Source organism: Streptomyces galbus (genome assembly GCF_005280195.1).
Classification (GTDB): Bacteria; Actinomycetota; Actinomycetes; order Streptomycetales; family Streptomycetaceae; genus Streptomyces; species Streptomyces galbus.
Genome location: NZ_SZPR01000031.1, coordinates 134,177 through 153,368, shown reverse-complemented (window position 1 = coordinate 153,368; position 19,192 = coordinate 134,177). Strand labels below are relative to the sequence as shown.

Annotated in this window: 19 protein-coding genes; 18 read left to right on the top strand and 1 reads right to left on the bottom strand. The window is 72.5% G+C overall.

Going from position 1 to position 19,192, the window contains the following annotated elements; all coding sequences use genetic code 11:
- The first annotated feature begins 265 nt into the window (after window positions 1-265).
- The 5 genes from E4U92_RS31340 to ftsH all read left to right on the top strand — a co-directional run bounded on the left by E4U92_RS31340 (window position 266) and on the right by ftsH (window position 8,148).
- A complete protein-coding gene (locus E4U92_RS31340; protein ID WP_137303814.1) occupies window positions 266-1,609 on the top strand; it encodes an ammonium transporter in 1,344 nt (447 codons plus the stop codon).
- Window positions 1,606-1,944 (top strand): P-II family nitrogen regulator, encoded by a 339-nt coding sequence (locus E4U92_RS31335; RefSeq protein ID WP_039656487.1) that lies wholly within the window; start codon window positions 1,606-1,608, stop codon window positions 1,942-1,944. Before E4U92_RS31340 ends, E4U92_RS31335 begins: the two co-directional genes overlap by 4 nt.
- A 26-nt stretch (window positions 1,945-1,970) precedes the next feature.
- Window positions 1,971-4,433, top strand: coding sequence for a [protein-PII] uridylyltransferase (locus E4U92_RS31330; RefSeq protein ID WP_137303813.1), 2,463 nt, complete (start codon window positions 1,971-1,973; stop codon window positions 4,431-4,433).
- Window positions 4,434-4,545: 112 nt separating this feature from the next.
- Entirely contained in the window at window positions 4,546-6,093 is a 1,548-nt protein-coding gene (gene ffh / locus E4U92_RS31325) for a signal recognition particle protein (protein ID WP_137303812.1), read from the top strand.
- Between the two features lie 120 nt (window positions 6,094-6,213).
- The gene (gene ftsH, locus E4U92_RS31320; RefSeq protein WP_137303811.1) at window positions 6,214-8,148 is read left to right on the top strand and encodes an ATP-dependent zinc metalloprotease FtsH; all 1,935 of its coding nucleotides are present in this window, start codon (window positions 6,214-6,216) and stop codon (window positions 8,146-8,148) included.
- Between the two features lie 28 nt (window positions 8,149-8,176).
- On the opposite strand, the gene E4U92_RS31315 is transcribed toward ftsH, so the two are convergent.
- Entirely contained in the window at window positions 8,177-9,022 is an 846-nt protein-coding gene (locus tag E4U92_RS31315) for a class I SAM-dependent methyltransferase (protein WP_137303810.1), read from the bottom strand.
- Between the two features lie 212 nt (window positions 9,023-9,234).
- On the opposite strand from E4U92_RS31315, the gene proS reads away from it, so the two are divergent.
- The 13 genes from proS to E4U92_RS31250 all read left to right on the top strand — a co-directional run bounded on the left by proS (window position 9,235) and on the right by E4U92_RS31250 (window position 19,185).
- The gene (proS, locus tag E4U92_RS31310) at window positions 9,235-10,647 is read left to right on the top strand and encodes a proline--tRNA ligase (protein WP_137303809.1); all 1,413 of its coding nucleotides are present in this window, start codon (window positions 9,235-9,237) and stop codon (window positions 10,645-10,647) included.
- 258 nt (window positions 10,648-10,905) lie between these two features.
- Window positions 10,906-11,502, top strand: coding sequence for a hypothetical protein (locus E4U92_RS31305; protein ID WP_067239050.1), 597 nt, complete (start codon window positions 10,906-10,908; stop codon window positions 11,500-11,502).
- 368 nt (window positions 11,503-11,870) lie between these two features.
- Entirely contained in the window at window positions 11,871-12,290 is a 420-nt protein-coding gene (rpsP, locus tag E4U92_RS31300) for a 30S ribosomal protein S16 (protein ID WP_067239053.1), read from the top strand.
- Window positions 12,291-12,295: 5 nt separating this feature from the next.
- Window positions 12,296-12,535: an RNA-binding protein gene (locus E4U92_RS31295; RefSeq protein ID WP_005479813.1), complete on the top strand. Its 240-nt coding sequence runs from the start codon at window positions 12,296-12,298 to the stop codon at window positions 12,533-12,535.
- A 139-nt stretch (window positions 12,536-12,674) separates the two neighbouring features.
- Complete coding sequence (gene rimM / locus E4U92_RS31290; RefSeq protein WP_137303808.1) at window positions 12,675-13,277, top strand: ribosome maturation factor RimM; 603 nt, start codon at window positions 12,675-12,677, stop codon at window positions 13,275-13,277.
- Complete coding sequence (gene trmD, locus E4U92_RS31285) at window positions 13,277-14,110, top strand: tRNA (guanosine(37)-N1)-methyltransferase TrmD (RefSeq protein WP_137303807.1); 834 nt, start codon at window positions 13,277-13,279, stop codon at window positions 14,108-14,110. Before rimM ends, trmD begins: the two co-directional genes overlap by 1 nt.
- Window positions 14,111-14,248: 138 nt before the next feature.
- The gene (rplS, locus tag E4U92_RS31280; protein ID WP_137303806.1) at window positions 14,249-14,599 is read left to right on the top strand and encodes a 50S ribosomal protein L19; all 351 of its coding nucleotides are present in this window, start codon (window positions 14,249-14,251) and stop codon (window positions 14,597-14,599) included.
- Window positions 14,600-14,644: 45 nt separating this feature from the next.
- Window positions 14,645-15,364 carry a signal peptidase I gene (lepB, locus tag E4U92_RS31275; RefSeq protein WP_137303805.1) on the top strand — a complete coding sequence of 240 codons (720 nt, stop codon included), beginning with the start codon at window positions 14,645-14,647 and terminating at the stop codon, window positions 15,362-15,364.
- On the top strand, window positions 15,357-16,454 hold the full coding sequence (lepB, locus tag E4U92_RS31270; RefSeq protein WP_137303804.1) for a signal peptidase I: 1,098 nt from the start codon (window positions 15,357-15,359) through the stop codon (window positions 16,452-16,454). Before lepB (E4U92_RS31275) ends, lepB (E4U92_RS31270) begins: the two co-directional genes overlap by 8 nt.
- Window positions 16,342-17,370, top strand: a complete 1,029-nt coding sequence (gene lepB / locus E4U92_RS31265) for a signal peptidase I (protein WP_137303803.1) — start codon at window positions 16,342-16,344, stop codon at window positions 17,368-17,370. Before lepB (E4U92_RS31270) ends, lepB (E4U92_RS31265) begins: the two co-directional genes overlap by 113 nt.
- 108 nt (window positions 17,371-17,478) lie before the next feature.
- A complete protein-coding gene (gene lepB, locus E4U92_RS31260; protein ID WP_137303802.1) occupies window positions 17,479-18,261 on the top strand; it encodes a signal peptidase I in 783 nt (260 codons plus the stop codon).
- A 19-nt stretch (window positions 18,262-18,280) separates the two neighbouring features.
- Window positions 18,281-18,820 (top strand): NUDIX hydrolase, encoded by a 540-nt coding sequence (locus tag E4U92_RS31255; RefSeq protein ID WP_137303950.1) that lies wholly within the window; start codon window positions 18,281-18,283, stop codon window positions 18,818-18,820.
- A 56-nt stretch (window positions 18,821-18,876) separates the two neighbouring features.
- The gene (locus tag E4U92_RS31250; protein WP_003965949.1) at window positions 18,877-19,185 is read left to right on the top strand and encodes a DUF2469 domain-containing protein; all 309 of its coding nucleotides are present in this window, start codon (window positions 18,877-18,879) and stop codon (window positions 19,183-19,185) included.
- Window positions 19,186-19,192 lie beyond the last annotated feature (7 nt).

Genomic DNA, 19,192 nt, shown 5'->3' with positions numbered 1-19,192 from the left:
GCTCCCCCATGCCAGGTCGTCGGAAGGCCGCCCGCGGCCGGTTCCTTTCCCCCGCGGAAGGTTGCGCCACCATAACGATCGCGCAGCCGCGCAGCGGGCACTTCACCCACGCGTAACACGCAGGACGCCTTCGTCACCCCGGCGAAACAACGAGGGGCGCCCGCCGAAACGGCGCTGCGCGAATCTCATGGCGCATAACCGGCCCACCCCTCATTCCGCACAGGCTTCGCCCGCACGGGGCCGTACCTACGACGAGGAGACGCCGATGGCACCAGCCATCACGCTTGCGGCGGACGCACCGACGCTGTCGTCCGCGAACACAGGCTTCATGCTCATCTGTTCCGCCCTGGTGATGCTCATGACCCCGGGCCTGGCCTTCTTCTACGGAGGCATGGTCCGCGTCAAGTCCACCCTGAACATGCTGATGATGAGCTTCATCAGCCTCGGGATCGTCACGGTCCTGTGGGTGCTCTACGGCTTCTCCCTCGCCTTCGGCGCCGACTCCGGCTCGGTCATCGGCTGGAACTCCGACTGGGTCGGCCTCAGCAACATCGGGCTCACCCAGCTCTGGGACGGCTACACCATCCCGGTCTTCGTCTTCTGCGTCTTCCAGCTGATGTTCGCGATCATCACCCCGGCCCTGATCAGCGGCGCCCTCGCGGACCGTGTGAAGTTCAGCGCCTGGGCCCTGTTCATCACGCTGTGGGTCACGATCGTCTACTTCCCGGTCGCCCACTGGGTGTGGGGCTCCGGCGGCTGGGCCTTCGAGCTGGGCGTGATCGACTTCGCGGGCGGCACGGCGGTGCACATCAACGCCGGTGCCGCGGCGCTCGGCGTGATCCTCGTCATCGGCCGGCGGGTCGGCTTCAAGAAGGACCCGATGCGCCCGCACAGCCTGCCGCTCGTCATGCTCGGCGCCGGGCTGCTGTGGTTCGGCTGGTTCGGCTTCAACGCCGGGTCCTGGCTCGGCAACGACGACGGCGTCGGCGCGCTGATGTTCGTCAACACGCAGGTCGCCACCGCCGCCGCCATGCTGGCCTGGCTGGCCTACGAGAAGATCCGCCACGGCGCCTTCACCACGCTGGGCGCCGCCTCCGGCGCGGTCGCCGGCCTGGTCGCCATCACCCCGTCCGGCGGTGCGGTCTCCCCGCTCGGCGCGATCGCCGTCGGTGCCATCGCCGGTGTGCTGTGCGCCATGGCCGTCGGCCTGAAGTACCGGTTCAACTACGACGACTCCCTGGACGTCGTCGGCGTCCACCTGGTCGGCGGCATCGCCGGCTCCCTGCTGATCGGCTTCTTCGCCACCGGCAAGGGCCAGTCCGACGCCCAGGGCCTCTTCTACGGCGGCGGCCTCGACCAGTTCTGGAAGCAGTGCGCGGGCGTCTTCGCCGTCCTCGGCTACTCCCTGGTGGCCTCCGCGGTCCTCGCCTTCCTCCTCGACCGGACCATCGGGATGCGCGTCCCCGAGGACGACGAGGTCTCCGGCATCGACTCGGCCGAGCACGCCGAGACCGCATACGACTTCAGCGGGGCCGGCGGCGGCGCCGCCCGCACGACCGCCGCGCCCGCCCCGGTGGCCGGCACCGCTGCCAGGAAGGTGGACGCATGAAGCTCATCACCGCCGTCGTGAAGCCCCACCGGCTCGACGAGATCAAGGAGGCCCTGCAGGCCTTCGGCGTCCACGGCCTGACGGTCACCGAGGCCAGCGGCTACGGTCGTCAGCGGGGACACACCGAGGTGTACCGCGGCGCCGAGTACACGGTCGACCTGGTACCCAAGATCCGCATCGAGGTCCTGGCCGAGGACGACGACGCCGAGCAGCTGATCGAGGTCGTCGTCAAGGCGGCCCGCACCGGCAAGATCGGCGACGGCAAGGTCTGGTCCCTGCCGGTCGAGACGGCCGTACGGGTGCGCACCGGCGAGCGCGGCCCGGACGCGCTCTGACCGCGGAGAAGAACAGGAGTCACTGGGTGACGAGTACGGACGTGCGAGACGAAGCAGAGGACTCGGGACCCAGCGGCTACGCGGCGGCCCGGCTGCGCCTCCTCACCGAGGGGGCGCGGTCCGGGCCGCCGCGCCGTGCCGCCCTCGCCGAACTGACCGACGGCTGGCTGGCCGGCCTGTTCACGGCGGCCGCCCCGGCACTGCACGGTGCCTCGCTGATCGCCGTGGGCGGCTACGGCCGCGGCGAGCTGTCCCCCCGCAGCGACCTCGACCTGGTGCTGCTGCACGACGGCAGCGACCCCGAGGCGGTCGCCGCCCTCGCCGACCGCCTGTGGTACCCCGTCTGGGACCTCGGGCTCGCCCTCGACCACTCCGTCCGCACGCCGGCCGAGGCCCGCAGGACGGCCGCCGAGGACCTCAAGGTGCAACTGGGCCTGCTGGACGCCCGCCACCTCGCCGGTGACCTCGGGCTGACGGCCGCGCTGCGCACCACGGTCCTCGCCGACTGGCGCAACCAGGCACCCCGGCGCCTGCCCGAACTGCAGGAGCTGTGCGCCGAGCGCGGCGAGCGCCAGGGCGAGCTGCAGTACCTGCTGGAGCCCGACCTGAAGGAGGCCTGCGGCGGGCTGCGGGACGCCACCGCGCTGCGCGCCGTCGCCGCCTCCTGGCTGGCCGACGCCCCGCGCGAGGGCCTCGACGACGCCCGGCGCCGCCTCCTCGACGTACGCGACGCGCTGCACCTGGCCACCGGCCGCGCCACCGACCGGCTGGCGTTGCAGGAGCAGGACCAGGTCGCCGCCGAACTGGGCCTGCTCGACGCGGACACCCTGCTGCGCCAGGTCTACGAGGCCGCCCGGGTCATCTCCTACGCCAGCGACGTCACCTGGCGCGAGGTGGGCCGCGTCCTGCGGTCCCGCTCGGTGCGCCCGAGGCTGCGCGCCATGCTGGGCGGGGGCAAACCGGTCACCGAGCGCTCGCCGCTCGCCGAGGGGGTCGTGGAACAGGACGGCGAGGCCGTGCTCGCCCGCGCCGCCCGGCCCGAGCGGGACCCGGTGCTCCCGCTGCGCGCCGCGGCCGCCGCCGCCCAGGCCGGCCTCCCGCTGTCCCTGCACGCCGTGCGGCGCCTCGCGGCCACCGTGCGCCCGCTGCCCACGCCCTGGCCCGCCGAGGCGCGCGAGCAACTGGTCACCCTGCTCGGCTCCGGCCGGCCGACCGTCGACGTCTGGGAGGCGCTGGAGGCGGAGGGGCTGATCAGCCGGCTGCTGCCGGACTGGGAACGGGTGCGCTGCCGCCCGCAGCGCAACGCCGTGCACGTGTGGACGGTCGACCGGCACCTCATCGAGACGGCCGTCCGCGCCTCCGAGTTCACCCGCCGGGTCAGCCGCCCCGACCTGCTGCTGGTCGCCGCGCTGCTGCACGACATCGGCAAGGGGTGGCCCGGCGACCACTCCGTGGCCGGGGAGATCATCGCCCAGGACGTCGCCGCCCGCATCGGTTTCGACCGCGCCGACGCCGCCGTACTGGCCGCCCTGGTCCGCCACCACCTGCTGCTCGTCGAGACGGCCACCCGGCGCGACCTGGACGACCCGGCCACCGTGGCGCTGGTCGCCCGGGCGGTGGGCACCCAGTCCACGCTGGAGCTGCTGCACGCGCTGACCGAGGCCGACGCGCTCGCCACCGGCCCGGCCGCCTGGTCGTCCTGGCGCGGCTCGCTCGTCGCCGACCTGGTCCGGCGGGTCTCGGCGGTGCTCGCCGGGGACCTCCCCGAGGACCCCCGGGCCACCGCGGCCGCCGCGGTCACCGCCGAGCAGGAACGCCTCGCCCTGGAGTCCGTCGCCACCGGCGGACCCGTCCTGGCGCTGCGGGCCCAGACCGAGCCGCCCGCGGGGGAGGCCGCCGAGACGCCGGAGGGGCCCGAGCCGCTGGGGGTCGAGCTGCTCATCGCCGTGCCCGACCAGCCGGGGGTGCTGCCCGCGGTGGCCGGGGTGCTGGCCGTGCACCGGCTGACCGTGCGCACGGCCGAGCTGCGGGCGCTGGAGCTGCCCGACGGGGTCGAGGGGTCGGTGCTGCTGCTCGACTGGCGGGTGGCCGCCGAGTACGGCTCCCTGCCCCAGGCCGCCCGGCTGCGCGCGGACCTGGTGCGCGCCCTGGACGGCTCGCTGGACGTCGCAGGCCGCCTCGCGGAGCGCGACGCGGCCTACCCGCGCCGCCGGGGCGTGGTCGCGCCGCCGCCGCGGGTCACGGTCGACCCGGCTGCCTCCCGGCACGCCACGGTGATCGAGGTGCGCGCCCAGGACGCGCCCGGCCTGCTGTTCCGCATCGGCCGCGCGCTGGAGGACGCCGGGGTGCGGATGCGCAGCGCCCACGTGAGCACGCTGGGCGCCAACGCCGTGGACGCCTTCTACGTCACGGGGCCCGAGGGGGACCCGCTGCCGGGGGAGGAGGCGGTGGCCGTGGCGCGCAAGCTGGAGGAGACCCTGAGGGGCTGAGAACCGGGGCGGGGGACCGGCTCCGGCACGACCGTGACCCCGCCGCGCTCCTCCGGGATACCCTGGAGGGCGATTCCCGCAGCCACCACCGACCCCGAGGACCGCGAGCGCCGTGTTCGATACTCTCTCCGATCGCCTCTCAGCTACTTTCAAGAACCTGCGTGGCAAGGGACGGCTCTCCGAGGCGGACATCGACGCCACCGCGCGCGAGATCCGCATCGCACTCCTCGAGGCCGACGTGGCGCTGCCCGTCGTGCGGCAGTTCATCAAGAACGTCAAGGAGCGCGCGCTCGGCGCCGAGGTCTCCAAGGCGCTGAACCCGGCGCAGCAGGTTCTCAAGATCGTCAACGACGAGCTGGTCACCATCCTCGGCGGGGAGACCCGCCGCCTGCGGTTCGCCAAGAACCCGCCCACCGTGATCATGCTGGCCGGTCTGCAGGGTGCCGGCAAGACGACCCTCGCGGGCAAGCTGGGCCGCTGGCTGAAGGAGCAGGGCCACTCCCCGCTCCTGGTGGCCTGTGACCTCCAGCGCCCCAACGCCGTCAACCAGCTCAGCGTCGTCGCCGAGCGCGCCGGGGTCGCCGTGTTCGCGCCCGAGCCGGGCAACGGCGTGGGCGACCCGGTGAAGGTCGCCCAGGACTCCATCGAGTTCGCCAAGGCCAAGGTCCACGACATCGTGATCGTGGACACCGCCGGCCGCCTGGGCATCGACCAGGAGATGATGCAGCAGGCCGCGGACATCCGGGACGCGGTGCGCCCCGACGAGATCCTGTTCGTCGTCGACGCGATGATCGGTCAGGACGCCGTCAACACCGCCGAGGCGTTCCGCGACGGCGTCGGCTTCGACGGCGTGGTGCTCTCCAAGCTCGACGGTGACGCCCGCGGTGGTGCCGCCCTGTCGATCCGGCAGATCACCGGCAAGCCGATCATGTTCGCGTCCAACGGTGAGAAGCTCGACGAGTTCGACGCCTTCCACCCGGACCGGATGGCCTCCCGCATCCTCGACATGGGTGACCTGCTCACCCTGATCGAGCAGGCCGAGAAGACGTTCAGCCAGGAAGAGGCCGCCAAGATGGCCTCCAAGCTGGCGTCGAAGAAGGGCCAGGACTTCACCCTGGACGACTTCCTGGCCCAGATGGAGCAGGTCAGGAAGATGGGCTCCATCTCCAAGCTCCTCGGCATGCTGCCGGGCATGGGCCAGATCAAGGACCAGATCAACAACATCGACGAGCGCGACGTCGACCGCACGGCCGCGATCATCAAGTCGATGACCCCCGGCGAGCGCCAGGACCCGACGATCATCAACGGCTCGCGCCGCGCCCGTATCGCCAAGGGCTCCGGTGTCGAGGTCAGCGCCGTGAAGAACCTGGTCGAGCGGTTCTTCGAGGCCCGCAAGATGATGTCCCGCATGGCCCAGGGCGGCGGCATGCCGGGGATGCCCGGGATGCCGGGCATGGGCGGCGGGCCCGGCCGGCAGAAGAAGCAGCAGAAGAAGGCCAAGGGCAAGCAGCGCTCCGGCAACCCGATGAAGCGCAGGCAGCAGGAGCTGGAGGCGGCGCAGCGGCGCGAGGCGGCCGGACAGGGCGGCAACGCGTTCGGGCTGCCGCAGCAGGCGGAGGACTTCGAGCTGCCGGACGAGTTCAAGAAGTTCATGGGCTGACCGGTCGCAGCAGCCCTCACACGCGCTGGGGCGCCCTTCCGCCGGGAGGGCGCCCCGCGTCGTTCCCGCAGGCACCCGGCTGGGCGTGCCGGTGCCCGGACCGTGTCGTAACGTCCCGATATGACCAACCCTGCGCCGCCGCGCAAGTCGCCCGACCAGCCCTGGCGCACCGAGGGCGCCCCCGAGGAGCCGCCGAAGCCCCCCGGCGGACGGCGGCTGCGCGGTGGCTGGTGGCGGCTGGCCCTCACCGCGCTGGTCGTGTACCTGATCGCCAACCTGGTGCTGTCCTACCTGGACGAGGAGACCGAGCCGACGATCTCCTACACGGAGTTCAGCAAGCAGGTCGACACCGGGAACGTCAAGAAGATCTACGCCAAGGGCAACGCCATCCAGGGCCAGCTCAAGAAGGCCCGCGACAACCCCGAGGGCGACGGGACGTACACCAAGTTCAAGACCGAGCGGCCGACCTTCGCGGACGACGGCCTCTGGCAGGACCTCACCCGGCACGACGTCACCGTCACCGCCGAGCCCGTCGTGCAGCACCGCAGCTTCCTGGCCAACCTCCTGATCTCGCTCGCGCCGATGCTGCTCCTGGTCGCCGTGTGGATCTTCATCGCGCGCCGGATGCGCGCGGGCCTCGGCGGCGCGGGCGGCATGCTGGGGCGCAAGGCCCCGCCCAAGCCGGTCGAGCTGGAGCCGGGGGAGCAGCGCACCACGTTCGCGGACGTGGCCGGCATCGACGAGGTCGAGGGCGAGCTGAACGATGTCGTCGACTTCCTGAAGAACCCCGACGCCTACCGCCGGATGGGCGCCAAGATGCCGCGCGGCGTGCTGCTCGCCGGCCCGCCCGGCACCGGCAAGACCCTGCTGGCGCGGGCCGTCGCCGGGGAGGCCGGGGTGCCGTTCTTCTCCGCCTCGGCCTCGGAGTTCATCGAGATGATCGTCGGCGTCGGCGCCTCCCGCGTGCGGGAGCTGTTCGCCGAGGCCCGCAAGGTCGCCCCGTCGATCATCTTCATCGACGAGATCGACACCATCGGCCGGGCCCGCGGCGGCGGAGCGGGCGTCGGCGGCCACGACGAGCGCGAGCAGACCCTCAACCAGATCCTCACCGAGATGGACGGCTTCTCCGGCTCCGAGGGCGTCATCGTCATCGCCGCCACCAACCGCGCCGACGTCCTCGACCCGGCACTGACCCGCCCCGGCCGCTTCGACCGCGTCGTGCAGGTCTCGCCCCCGGACCGCGGCGGCCGCGAGGCCATCCTGCGCATCCACACCCGCGGCATCCCGCTCGCCGACGACGTCGACCTCGCCCAGGTCGCCCGCACCACCCCGGGCATGACCGGCGCGGAACTGGCCAACCTCGCCAACGAGGCCGCCCTCCTCGCCGTCAAGCGCGACCAGCGGCAGGTCACCCCGGCCGACCTGTCCGACGCCCTGGAGAAGGTGCAGCTCGGCGCCGAGCGCGCGCTGGTCATGCCGTACGAGGAGCGCCGGCGCACCGCCTACCACGAGAGCGGCCACGCGCTGCTCGGCATGCTGCAGCCCGGCGCCGACCCCGTCCGCAAGATCACCATCGTGCCGCGCGGGCGCGCGCTGGGCGTCACGCTGTCCACGCCGGACGCGGACAAGTACGCGTACACCGAGGAGTACCTGCGCGGCCGGATCATCGGGGCCCTCGGCGGCATGGCGGCCGAGCAGGTCGTCTACGGCGTGATCACCACCGGCTCCGAGAACGACCTGGAGCAGGTGACCCGCATCGCGCGCGGGATGGTCTCCCGCTGGGGCATGAGCGAGCGCGTCGGCCGCCTGTCCGCGCTCCCGGGCGACGCCCAGCAGGCGTACGGCCTGGCCGCCGCCCCGCAGACCCTCGACGCCATCGACGAGGAGATGCGCCGGGTCGTCGACGAGTGCTACGAGGAGGCGCGCCGCGCCCTGAGGGACCACCGCGGCCGACTGGACGCCCTGGCCGAGGCGCTGCTGGAGCGCGAGACGCTGGAGGAGGCCGACGCCTACCGGATCGCCGGCATCGTCCGCACCACCAAGGACGAGCCGTGAGCGCGCCCCGCCCCGCGCCGGTGACCCCTCAGGGCACGCGGGCCACGAGGTAGCGGAACACGTTCGGCATCCACACCGTGCCGTCGCGCCGCTGGTACGGGTGCAGCGCCTCGGCCAGCTCCTTGTCGACCTGCGCCGCGTCCGTCCCGGCGGCGGCCTCGTCGAACAGCCCCGTCGACAGCAGCCCGCGCACCGCGCTGTCCACGCCCGCGTACCCGAACGGGCAGGCGACCCGCCCGGAACCGTCGGGGGCGAGGCCCGCCCGCTCGGCGACCCGCTCCAGGTCGTCCCGCAGGGGCGGCCGCCAGCGCGGCGGCTCGTTCTCCCGGGCCGCCGCCCGCAGCACGGCCGTGGTGGCGCAGCGCTCCGGCGGCCCCCAGCCGACCAGCACCACCGCCGCCCCGCGCCGGGCGAGCGGCACCGCCGCGGCGAGCGAGGCGGTCAGCCGCTCCGCGTCACCGGCCAGCGCCCCGATCGGCTCGAACGCGGTCACCAGGGTGTACGCCGGGCTCCGCGCGCCCGCCGCCTCCCCGGGCGCGCCCTGCACGAGCCGTGCGTCCGTCCGCGCGCGGGCCGGCCGCCCCTCGGGCAGCAGCCGTTCGCGTGCCAGCGCGAGCCGCTCGGGGGAGGCGGACTCGACACCGGTGAGGGCCGCGCCCCGGGACGCCGCCATCAGCAGGGCGAGCCCGGAACCACAGCCGAGGCCCAGCACGCGCGTGCCGGGGCCCACTTCCAGTCGCTCGTAGACGGCCTCGTAGAGCGGCACCAGCATCCGCTCCTGGATCTCCGACCAGTCACGCGCGCGTGCACCGCGATCCGCGCGGGGCGAGGGCCCCGCCTGCGGAAGGTGCTGCCGCACGAGCGTAGGTGTCATGGATAAGCGCCCCAATCCGACGAGAGAGAGTCGACAGTTCCAGCCGCACCCGCTCGTCGCCCGGCCCCCGTGCCGTGCGTCAGCGGGTTCCCGTATGCCAGGTAACTCCCCGCTCGCGGCGGCGTCCAGGGGGCGTGGGGCCCTGCTTGGGGGTTGACCATGCCTGTGGCAAGAATTCACATCCCGGCAACGCGGACCCGTACCATCGCGCCATGGCAAAGGCACCCGTTCTCACGCCCCAGGCGGACGACTTCCCCCGCTGGTACCAGGATCTGATCAACAAGGCGGAGCTGGCCGACAACGGCCCGGTGCGCGGCACCATGGTGATCCGACCGTACGGGTACGGGCTGTGGGAGCGGATGCAGACCGAGATGGACGCCCGCATCAAGGAGACCGGGACCCAGAACGCCTACTTCCCCCTGCTGATCCCCGAGTCCTACCTCACCCGCGAGGCCGACCACGTCGAGGGCTTCGCACCGGAGCTGGCGGTCGTCACGCACGGCGGCGGCAAGGAGCTGGAGGAGCCGGCGGTCGTCCGGCCCACCTCCGAGATGATCATCAACGACTACTTCTCGAAGTGGGTGCAGAGCTACCGCGACCTGCCGCTGCTCATCAACCAGTGGGCCAACGTGGTGCGCTGGGAACTGCGGCCCCGCCTCTTCCTGCGCACCACGGAGTTCCTCTGGCAGGAGGGCCACACCGCGCACGCCACCTACGAGGACGCGCGCGAGTTCGCCTCCCACATCCACCGCCGCGTGTACGAGGACTTCATGGTGAACGTCCTCGCCATGGACGTCGTCCCCGGCCGCAAGACGGTCCGGGAGCGGTTCGCCGGCGCGCTCAACACCCTCACGCTGGAAGGGATGATGGGCGACGGCAAGGCGCTGCAGATGGCCACCAGCCACGAGCTGGGCCAGAACTTCGCCAAGGCGTTCAACACCACGTACCTGTCCAAGGACGGCACCCAGGAACTGGTCTGGCAGACCTCCTGGGGTTCGACCACGCGCATGATCGGCGCCCTGGTGATGATGCACGGCGACGACAGCGGGCTGCGCGTGCCCCCGCGGCTCGCGCAGATCCAGGCCGTGGTCCTGGCGATCAAGGGCGACGAGGCGGTTCTGGCCAAGGTCCGCGAGCTCGGCGACCGGCTGCGGGCGGCCGGCGTCCGCGTGCAGGTCGACGACCGGGTGGACACCCCGTTCGGGCGGCGCGCGGTCGACTGGGAGCTCAAGGGCGTGCCCGTGCGGATCGAGATCGGCCCGCGCGACCTGGAGAACGGCACCGCGATGCTGGCCCGCCGCATCCCCGGCGGCAAGGAGGCGGTGTCCCTGGACACCCTCGTCGAGCGGCTGCCCGGCCTGCTGGAGGAGGACCACGCGCTGCTGCTCACCCAGTCCCGCGAGCGCCGGCTGTCCCGCACCGCCGAGGTGTCCACGATCGAGGAGGCCGTCGAGGCCGCCGCCACCGGCTGGGCCCGCATCCCGTGGGCGGCCCTCGGCGCGCAGGGCGAGGCCCGGCTGGCCGAGCAGGGCGTGACCGTACGGTGCCTCGTCGCCGAGGACGGGTCGGTGCCGCAGGCGGAGGACGCACCCGGTAACGTCGCCGTCGTCGCGCGCGCTTACTGAGGCAGTGGGCCGGGGCGCGAAGCGGCCGGAACTCCTCTTGCGCCCCGGCCCGCCCTCCCTCGTCCGGCGCGCTCGACGGCGTACACGCCGGGGCGTACCGCGGACTACGCACCACCTTGTGGTGAGCTGCGAGGCTTCTCCGCAGATCAGCGCACCCGCCCTCGTCAGGACGCATCAGTCGCAACTGACGGGTACGTGCAAATTATTTGGGATGCCCCGGAATAGGAACACAGCGGCACCCCCGCTCGTTGTCATTACGTGAGCACGACACAGACACCACCTGTTCTCGCCGCAGAGCTGGCGCAGGCGTGGGCCGACATTCAGCGGCACCACCCCGAGCTGCCGGACCTTGCCGCGCCAGAATCCCTGATCGGGGAGTCGTCGTCCGCGTGCGGTCACGAACTCTCCTTCGAGCGGTTGCTGCACGAGGCAGTGCACGGGATCGCCGCCGCGCGCGGCGTCCGTGACACGTCGCGGGCCGGCCGCTACCACAACCGCAGGTTCCTCGCGATCGCCGAGGAGCTGGGCCTGGACCACCCGGACGAACCGCACCCCAGCAGCGGTTTCTCGCTGGTCACGCTCAGCCCCGAGGCCAAGCGGCGGTACCGCCCGACCATCGAGCGGCTCCAGCGGGCGCTCAAGGCCCACACCGCGGCGACGTCCTCCGACGCCACCCGCGCCTTCCGCGGCCCGGCCGCGCGGCACGGCTCCTCCGGCGGCGGGGTCCGGGTCAAGGCCGTGTGCGACTGCGGGCGCAACGTCCGGGTCGTCCCCTCGGTCCTGGCCCAGGCGCCGATCGTCTGCGGCGGCTGCGGGAAGCCGTTCCGCATCCCGGAGGTCGCCGGAGCGGCCTAGGCGCACCGACGCGTCACCGGCATCTCGTGGCTGCCGGTTGCGCGGGGCGCGGGGCCGTGTGCCCGGTCAGGGGATCGACCGATCCCGTGGTGGCCGGCCGCGCGCGTCCCCGCGCCCCGCGGTGCAACCCCCTCGCCCGTCGTCCCGTGCCCGCCGGGCGCCGCTGCCGCCTGCCCGGCCGCGGAGGCCGCACGGACGCCCGGGCCGGAGCGCCCCGCCGGGTGTGGCACAATGGCTAGCTGTACTCGACAGTCGCACAGGACCCCTCTCTCCTCCGGCTGACGCGTCCATCGGGCACTCGGGTACCGCAACCCCACGCGGCAGTTCCGCCGTGCCCAACCACGTCAATTCCAGGAGAACCCACTCCCGTGGCAGTCAAGATCAAGCTGAAGCGTCTGGGCAAGATCCGTTCGCCTCACTACCGCATCGTCGTCGCCGACTCCCGTACCCGCCGTGACGGCCGGGCCATCGAGGAGATCGGCAAGTACCACCCGACGTACCACCCCTCGATCATCGAGGTGGACGCCGAGCGCGTGGCGTACTGGCTCGGTGTCGGCGCCCAGCCGACCGAGCCCGTGCTCGCCATCCTGAAGAAGACCGGCGACTGGCAGAAGTTCAAGGGCGAGCCCGCCCCGGCTCCGCTGCTGACCGCCGAGCCGAAGAAGGCGCGCCCGTCGTTCGAGGCCCTGGGCGGCGACGACGAGGGCAAGGGTGAGGCGATCACCCAGAAGAAGAAGGCCGAGAAGAAGGACGAGGCCGCGGCTGAGTCCGAGTCGGCCGAGGCCTGAGCCAGATGCTCGAAGAGGCGCTTGAGCACCTCGTGAAGGGCATCGTCGACAACCCTGACGATGTGCAGGTCGCCTCGCGCGACCTGCGCCGTGGACGCGTGCTCGAGGTCCGGGTCCACCCGGACGACCTCGGCAAGGTGATCGGCCGCAACGGCCGCACCGCGCGCGCCCTGCGCACCGTCGTGGGCGCCATCGGCGGCCGCGGTGTCCGTGTCGACCTCGTCGACGTGGACCACGTCCGCTGACGCATTCGCAGCATCGCACCACCGGCTCGGGCCGGGGACGGCTCAGTGCCCTCCCCGGCCCGAGGCGTATGGTCCGCCGGCCGGCTCCTGTTCCGCGCGCGGCGACCGTTCCGACCGTTCCGACAGGAGAACTCCGACAGTGCAGCTCGTAGTCGCACGGATCGGCCGCGCCCACGGCATCAAGGGCGAGGTCACCGTCGAGGTACGTACCGACGAGCCCGAGCTGCGGCTCGCCCCCGGGGCCGTCCTGGCCACCGACCCGGCCGCCACCGGTCCGCTCACCATCGCCTCCGGCCGCGTCCACAGCGGCCGGCTCCTCCTGCGCTTCGAGGGCGTCGCGGACCGCACCGCGGCCGAGGCCCTGCGCAACACCCTCCTGATCGCCGAGGTCGACCCGGAGGAACTGCCGGAGGGCGAGGACGAGTACTACGACCACCAGCTCATCGACCTCGACGTGGTCACCGAGGACGGCACCGAGGTCGGCCGCATCACCGAGATCTCCCACCTGCCCACCCAGGACCTGTTCATCGTGGAGCGGCCCGACGGCACCGAGGTGATGATCCCCTTCGTCGAGGAGATCGTCACCGGGATCGACCTGGAGGAGCAGCGCGCGGTCATCGCACCCCCGCCGGGCCTGATCGACGACCGCGCCGAGATCGCCTCCGCCCGCGACGACGCGCAGGACGGCCCGGAGGAGCTGCCGGGCGACGGCGCGCAGGGCGCCCCGGGGGACGCGTCCTGATGCGCCTCGACGTCGTCACGATCTTCCCCGAGTACCTCGACCCCCTGAACGTCTCCCTCGTCGGCAAGGCACGCGCGCGCGGACAGCTCGACGTCCACGTCCACGACCTGCGGCGCTGGACCTACGACCGGCACAACACCGTCGACGACACCCCCTACGGCGGCGGCCCCGGCATGGTCATGAAGACCGAGCCCTGGGGCGACGCCCTGGACGCGGTCCTCGCCGACGGCTACGAACGCGGCGCCCACGCACCCGCGCTCATCGTGCCGACCCCGAGCGGCCGCCCCTTCACCCAGGACCTCGCCGTCGAGCTGTCCGAACGCCCCTGGCTGGTCTTCACCCCGGCCCGCTACGAGGGCATCGACCGGCGCGTGATCGACGAGTACGCGACGCGGATACCGGTGTACGAGGTCTCCATCGGCGACTACGTCCTGGCCGGCGGCGAGGCGGCCGTGCTGGTCGTCACCGAGGCCGTGGCCCGGCTGCTGCCCGGGGTCCTCGGCAACGCCGAGTCCCACCGCGACGACTCCTTCGCACCCGGCGCCATGGCCAGCCTCCTCGAGGGCCCCGTCTACACCAAGCCCCCCGAGTGGCGCGGCCGCGAGATCCCGGACGTCCTGCTCAGCGGGCACCACGGGAAGATCGCCCGCTGGCGCCGCGACGAGGCCCTGCGCCGCACCACCGCCCACCGGCCCGACCTGATCGAGCGCTGCGCCCCCGCGTCCTTCGACAAGAAGGACCGCGAGATGCTGTCCATCCTCGGCTGGGAACCGGATCCCGCAGGTGAGCCGTACGGTCGATTTTGGCGACGGGCCCCGGGCATGGAAGAATAGGCCGCTGCTGTGCACGGTCCGGCGCGCGCCCCTGCCACAGGGGGAGACGACGCCCGCTCCGACCTCACGGCCCCCTTTTTTCCGAACACCCCTAGTTTCCGTTGATGACCTGTGGCATCAGCGAAGAAAGCAGACGACATGGCCCACCTGCTCGACACCGTCGACTCCGCCTCGCTGCGCAGCGACGTCCCGGCGTTCCGCCCGGGTGACACCGTCAACGTCCACGTGCGCGTCATCGAGGGCAACCGCTCCCGTGTGCAGCAGTTCAAGGGCGTCGTGATCCGCCGCCAGGGCTCCGGCGTGCGCGAGACCTTCACGGTCCGCAAGGTCTCCTTCTCCGTCGGCGTCGAGCGCACCTTCCCGGTGCACACGCCGATCGTCGAGAAGATCGAGCTGGTCACCCGCGGTGACGTGCGCCGCGCCAAGCTGTACTACCTCCGTGAGCTGCGCGGCAAGGCCGCGAAGATCAAGGAGAAGCGCGACAACTGAGCGCGTTCGGGAGTCCCCGTCTGGGCCGGATAGCATCTGGCCCCGATGGACACCGAAGCACAGCCGACGGAGCGCGACCGCTCCTCCCGCCCCACCCCGCCCGGCCACCCGCCGGGCGGCGAGGGACCGGAGGGACGGTCGCGCTTTGCGTGGGCGGCGCGGATCACCGGCCGGCTCCCGGGCGGCCGCGTCAGCCTGACCCTGCTGATCTGCCTGGCCTTCCTGCTGCTCCTCACCACGTTCGTGGTCCAGCCCTTCCAGATCCCCAGCGGATCCATGGAGGACGGATTGAGGATCGGGGACCGCGTCGCCGTAAATAAGTTGGCGTACCGTTTCGGTGCCGCGCCGCGCCGCGGCGACGTCGTCGTGTTCGACGGAACCGGGTACTTCGGTGACGCCGACTACGTCAAACGCGTGGCGGGCGTGGGGGGAGACCGCGTGGTCTGCTGCGACCAGGAGGGGAGGATCCGGGTGAACGGCCGGTCCGTCGACGAGTCGGCGTTCCTGTACCCCGGCGACAGTCCGTCCACGGTGCCCTTCGACGTCGTGGTGCCCGACGGCACCCTGTTCGTGCTCGGCGACCACCGCAGCGACTCCCGCGACTCCCGCGACCACCTCGGCTCGCCGGGCGGCGGCATGATCCCGGTCCGCCGCGTGGTCGGCCGCGTCGACTGGATCGTCTGGCCCGCCGCGCACCTCACCCGCCTCCACCGCCCGGACGCGTACGCGCGCGTACCGGCACCGGCGGGCGGTGCCCATGGGTAACCGCGGCAAGCCGCGCGGCACACCGGGTGACGGCGCGGCCAGCCTCCTGCCCACCGGCTCCCGGCGCGCCTCCGGCCCGTCCGGCGGGCGCACGCGAGCGGAGCGCCGCAAGCTCCAGCGCAAGGTCAAGCGCAAGCGCAGGCGCTCCGCCGTCCGGGAGATCCCGCTGCTGGTCGGCGTCGCCGTCCTGATCGCGCTGGTGCTGAAGACGTTCCTGGTGCAGGCGTTCGTGATCCCGTCCGGCTCGATGGAGCAGACGATCCGGATCGGCGACCGGGTGCTCGTGGACAAGTTCACCCCGTGGTTCGGCTCCGAGCCTGAGCGCGGGGACGTCGTGGTGTTCAAGGACCCCGGCGGCTGGCTCCAGGACGAGCAGAGCACCACCAAGAAGAACGACCCGGTGGTGGTCAAGCAGGTCAAGGAGGGCCTGACCTTCATCGGGCTGCTGCCGTCCGACAACGAGAAGGACCTCATCAAGCGCGTCGTCGGCGTCGGCGGCGACCACGTCAAGTGCTGCGACACCCAGGGGCGGGTCACCGTCAACGGCGTTCCCCTGGACGAGGGGGGCTACCTCTACCCGGGCAACGCCCCGTCCAACACGCCGTTCGACGTCACCGTCCCGCAGGGCCGGTTGTGGGTGATGGGCGACCACCGGGCCAACTCGGCCGACTCCCGCTTCCACCAGGACACCGACTACGGCGGCACCGTCTCCGTGGACGAGGTGGTGGGCCGCGCCATGGTCATCGCCTGGCCGCTCGGCCACTGGAACAGTCTCAAGGAACCGCAAACCTTCTCCTCGGTCACCGACTCGACCGCCTCCGCTGCCGCCTCGGCCCCCCGGCTGTCGCATAGGGTTGCCCCCGACGATCGAAACGGAACGATCCGACTCCCGAGCCCTGCGGAACTCCCGCTCGTTATGGGAGTGGTGGGCCTGCGCCGCGTAGGGAGCAGGCAGCGGCACACAGTGAGGAGTTGGCGTGGGGGATGTGGCGGTTGGCGCACGGTCCGGACACGACGGCGAGGAGCACCGCGGACGCCCCGTGGAAGCGGCCGACCGGGCCGCGGACGGCGCCGTGACCTCAGGGAATGACCCCGGGGCAGCCGAGGACGGAACACCCGGCGGGCAGGCCGGGGCCGGCGGCGGACAGGGTGCGGACGGCACCGACGGTTCCGGCAGCTCCGACGGAGCCCCGCCGAAGCAGCCCAAGAAGCCGCGGTCCTTCTGGAAGGAACTGCCGATCCTGATCGGCATCGCGCTGGTCCTGGCGCTGCTGATCAAGACGTTCCTGGTGCAGGCGTTCTCCATCCCGTCCGACTCGATGCAGAACACCCTCCAGCGCGGCGACCGCGTCCTCGTCGACAAGCTGACCCCGTGGTTCGGCTCCGAGCCCGAGCGCGGCGAGGTCATCGTCTTCCACGACCCGGACAACTGGCTCGCGGGCGAGCCCACGCCCGAGCCGAACGCCCTGCAGACCTTCCTGAGCTGGATCGGCCTGATGCCGTCCGCCGAGGAGAAGGACCTGATCAAGCGGGTCATCGGCGTCGGCGGCGACACCGTCGCGTGCAGCGGCACCGGCCCGCTCACCGTCAACGGCAAGGCGCTGAACGAGCCGTACGTGTACCCGGGCAACACCCCGTGCAGCCAGGACGACCAGGGCGGCCAGTTCACCGTGAAGGTCCCCAAGGGCTACGTCTGGGTGATGGGCGACCACCGCCAGAACTCCCGGGACTCGCGCTACAACCAGTCCGACCGCCACCACGGCATGGTCCCGGTCGACGACGTCGTGGGCCGCGCCGTCGTCAAGGCCTGGCCGATCAACCGCTGGGGCACCCTGCCGGTGCCGGACACCTTCGACCAGCCCAGCCTCAGCGCCCGCTCGGCCGCCGTCACCGTCGCGCCGGAGGGCCTCGCGCTCGTCGGCGTCGTACCGCTCGCCCTGTGGCGCCGTCGGCGGGCCACCGCGGCGGCGACGGCCGCACCGACCGCCTCGTCCTCGCCCCGCTAGACGCCGGCCCGCACCTCAGCGCCCCGGCACACCCTTTCCCAAGCTTGGGAACCCGGCGGCCGATGAGGGGCTGACCCCGTTCGGTACCGCCGGGTAGGGTGCGGACCCATGGGTGGCGAGAGCACGACACGAACGGCCCCGCACGGCGGCGGCACCACGGCGGGCCCGGTGGGCGGCCGGACCGGACAGCGCCTGTCCGGGCTGGCCATCGCGCTGGGTCTGGTGCTGTTCCTCGGCGGCTTCGCCTGGGGAGCGGTGGTCTACCGGCCGTACACCGTGCCCACCAGCTCGATGTCCCCGACCATCGACGCCGGGGCCCGGGTCCTGGCCCAGCGGATCGACGGCGGCGAGGTGCGCCGCGGTGACGTGGTGGTCTTCCACGACAAGAGCTGGGTCACCAACGCCGACGTGGTCAAGCGGGTCGTCGCCGTCGGCGGTGACACCGTCGCGTGCTGCACGAACGGCAAGCTGACCGTCAACGGCAGGCAGATCGACGAGCCCTACCTGCCCGAGGGCAGCCTCGCCGAGATCACCGACTTCCCCACCGTGAAGGTCCCCGAGGGCCGCCTGTTCCTGCTCGGCGACGAGCGCCAGGGTTCCCTGGACTCCACCGCCCACCTGTCCGACGCCGCCCAGGGCACGGTCGCCCGCAGCGCGGTCAGCGCCCGCGTGGACGCCGTCGTCTATCCCATGGACGGCATGCTCAAGCGCCCCACCGGCTTCCAGGCCCTGGGCGCCCTCTCGCAGCCTGGGCCACTGCGCCTGATCCTCACGCTGATCGTCGTCGGCGCGGTCCTGGTCCTCGGCGGCGGCGCGTACGGCCCGATCGCCAAGCGGGCGTCCGGCCGCCGCGGGCCGCGACCGGCGACGGGAGCGGCCGGTGCCCGCTGAGACGTCCGCGGGCGCCGGCATGGGCGCGGGTGCGAGTGTCGGTGCTGGTGACGGCGTCGCCGAGGACGGCTGCGCCGGCGGGCTGCGCCGGGTCGCCCGGGTGGTCCTGCTGGACCCCGACGACCGCATCCTGCTGCTGCACGGGCACGAGCCGGACGACCCGGCCGACGACTGGTGGTTCACGCCCGGCGGCGGCGTCGAGGGCGACGAGACCCGTGAGGCGGCCGCGGTGCGGGAACTCGCCGAGGAGACGGGCATCACCGACGCCGAGCTCGGCCCGGTGCTGTGGCGGCGCCGGTGCTCGTTCCCGTTCGCGGGCCGCCGCTGGGACCAGGACGAGTGGTACTTCCTGGCCCGTACGACGACCACGGCGACCCGTGCCCAGGCCCTGACGGAACTGGAACGGCGCAGCGTCGCCGGAGCGAGGTGGTGGACCTGTGCGGAACTGACCCGGACGCATGAGACGGTGTATCCGACCAGACTCGCCGAGCTGTTGCGCAGGCTGCTCGACGAAGGTCCCCCGGCCGCGCCGGTGACCCTCGACACGGAAATCGTCTAGGGGTCCGCGGTACTGGCGCACAATGGGGGGATCGCACGGCTGAAGGGGAACATGCCATGAGCGCCGAGGACCTCGAGAAGTACGAGACCGAGATGGAGCTGAAGCTCTACCGGGAGTACCGCGATGTCGTCGGTCTGTTCAAATACGTGATCGAGACCGAGCGGCGTTTCTACCTGACCAACGACTACGAGATGCAGGTGCACTCGGTCCAGGGTGAGGTGTTCTTCGAGGTCTCCATGGCGGACGCGTGGGTCTGGGACATGTACCGGCCGGCCCGGTTCGTGAAGCAGGTGCGGGTGCTCACGTTCAAGGACGTGAACATTGAGGAGCTCAACAAGAGCGACCTGGAGCTCCCGGGCGGGTGACGGGGTT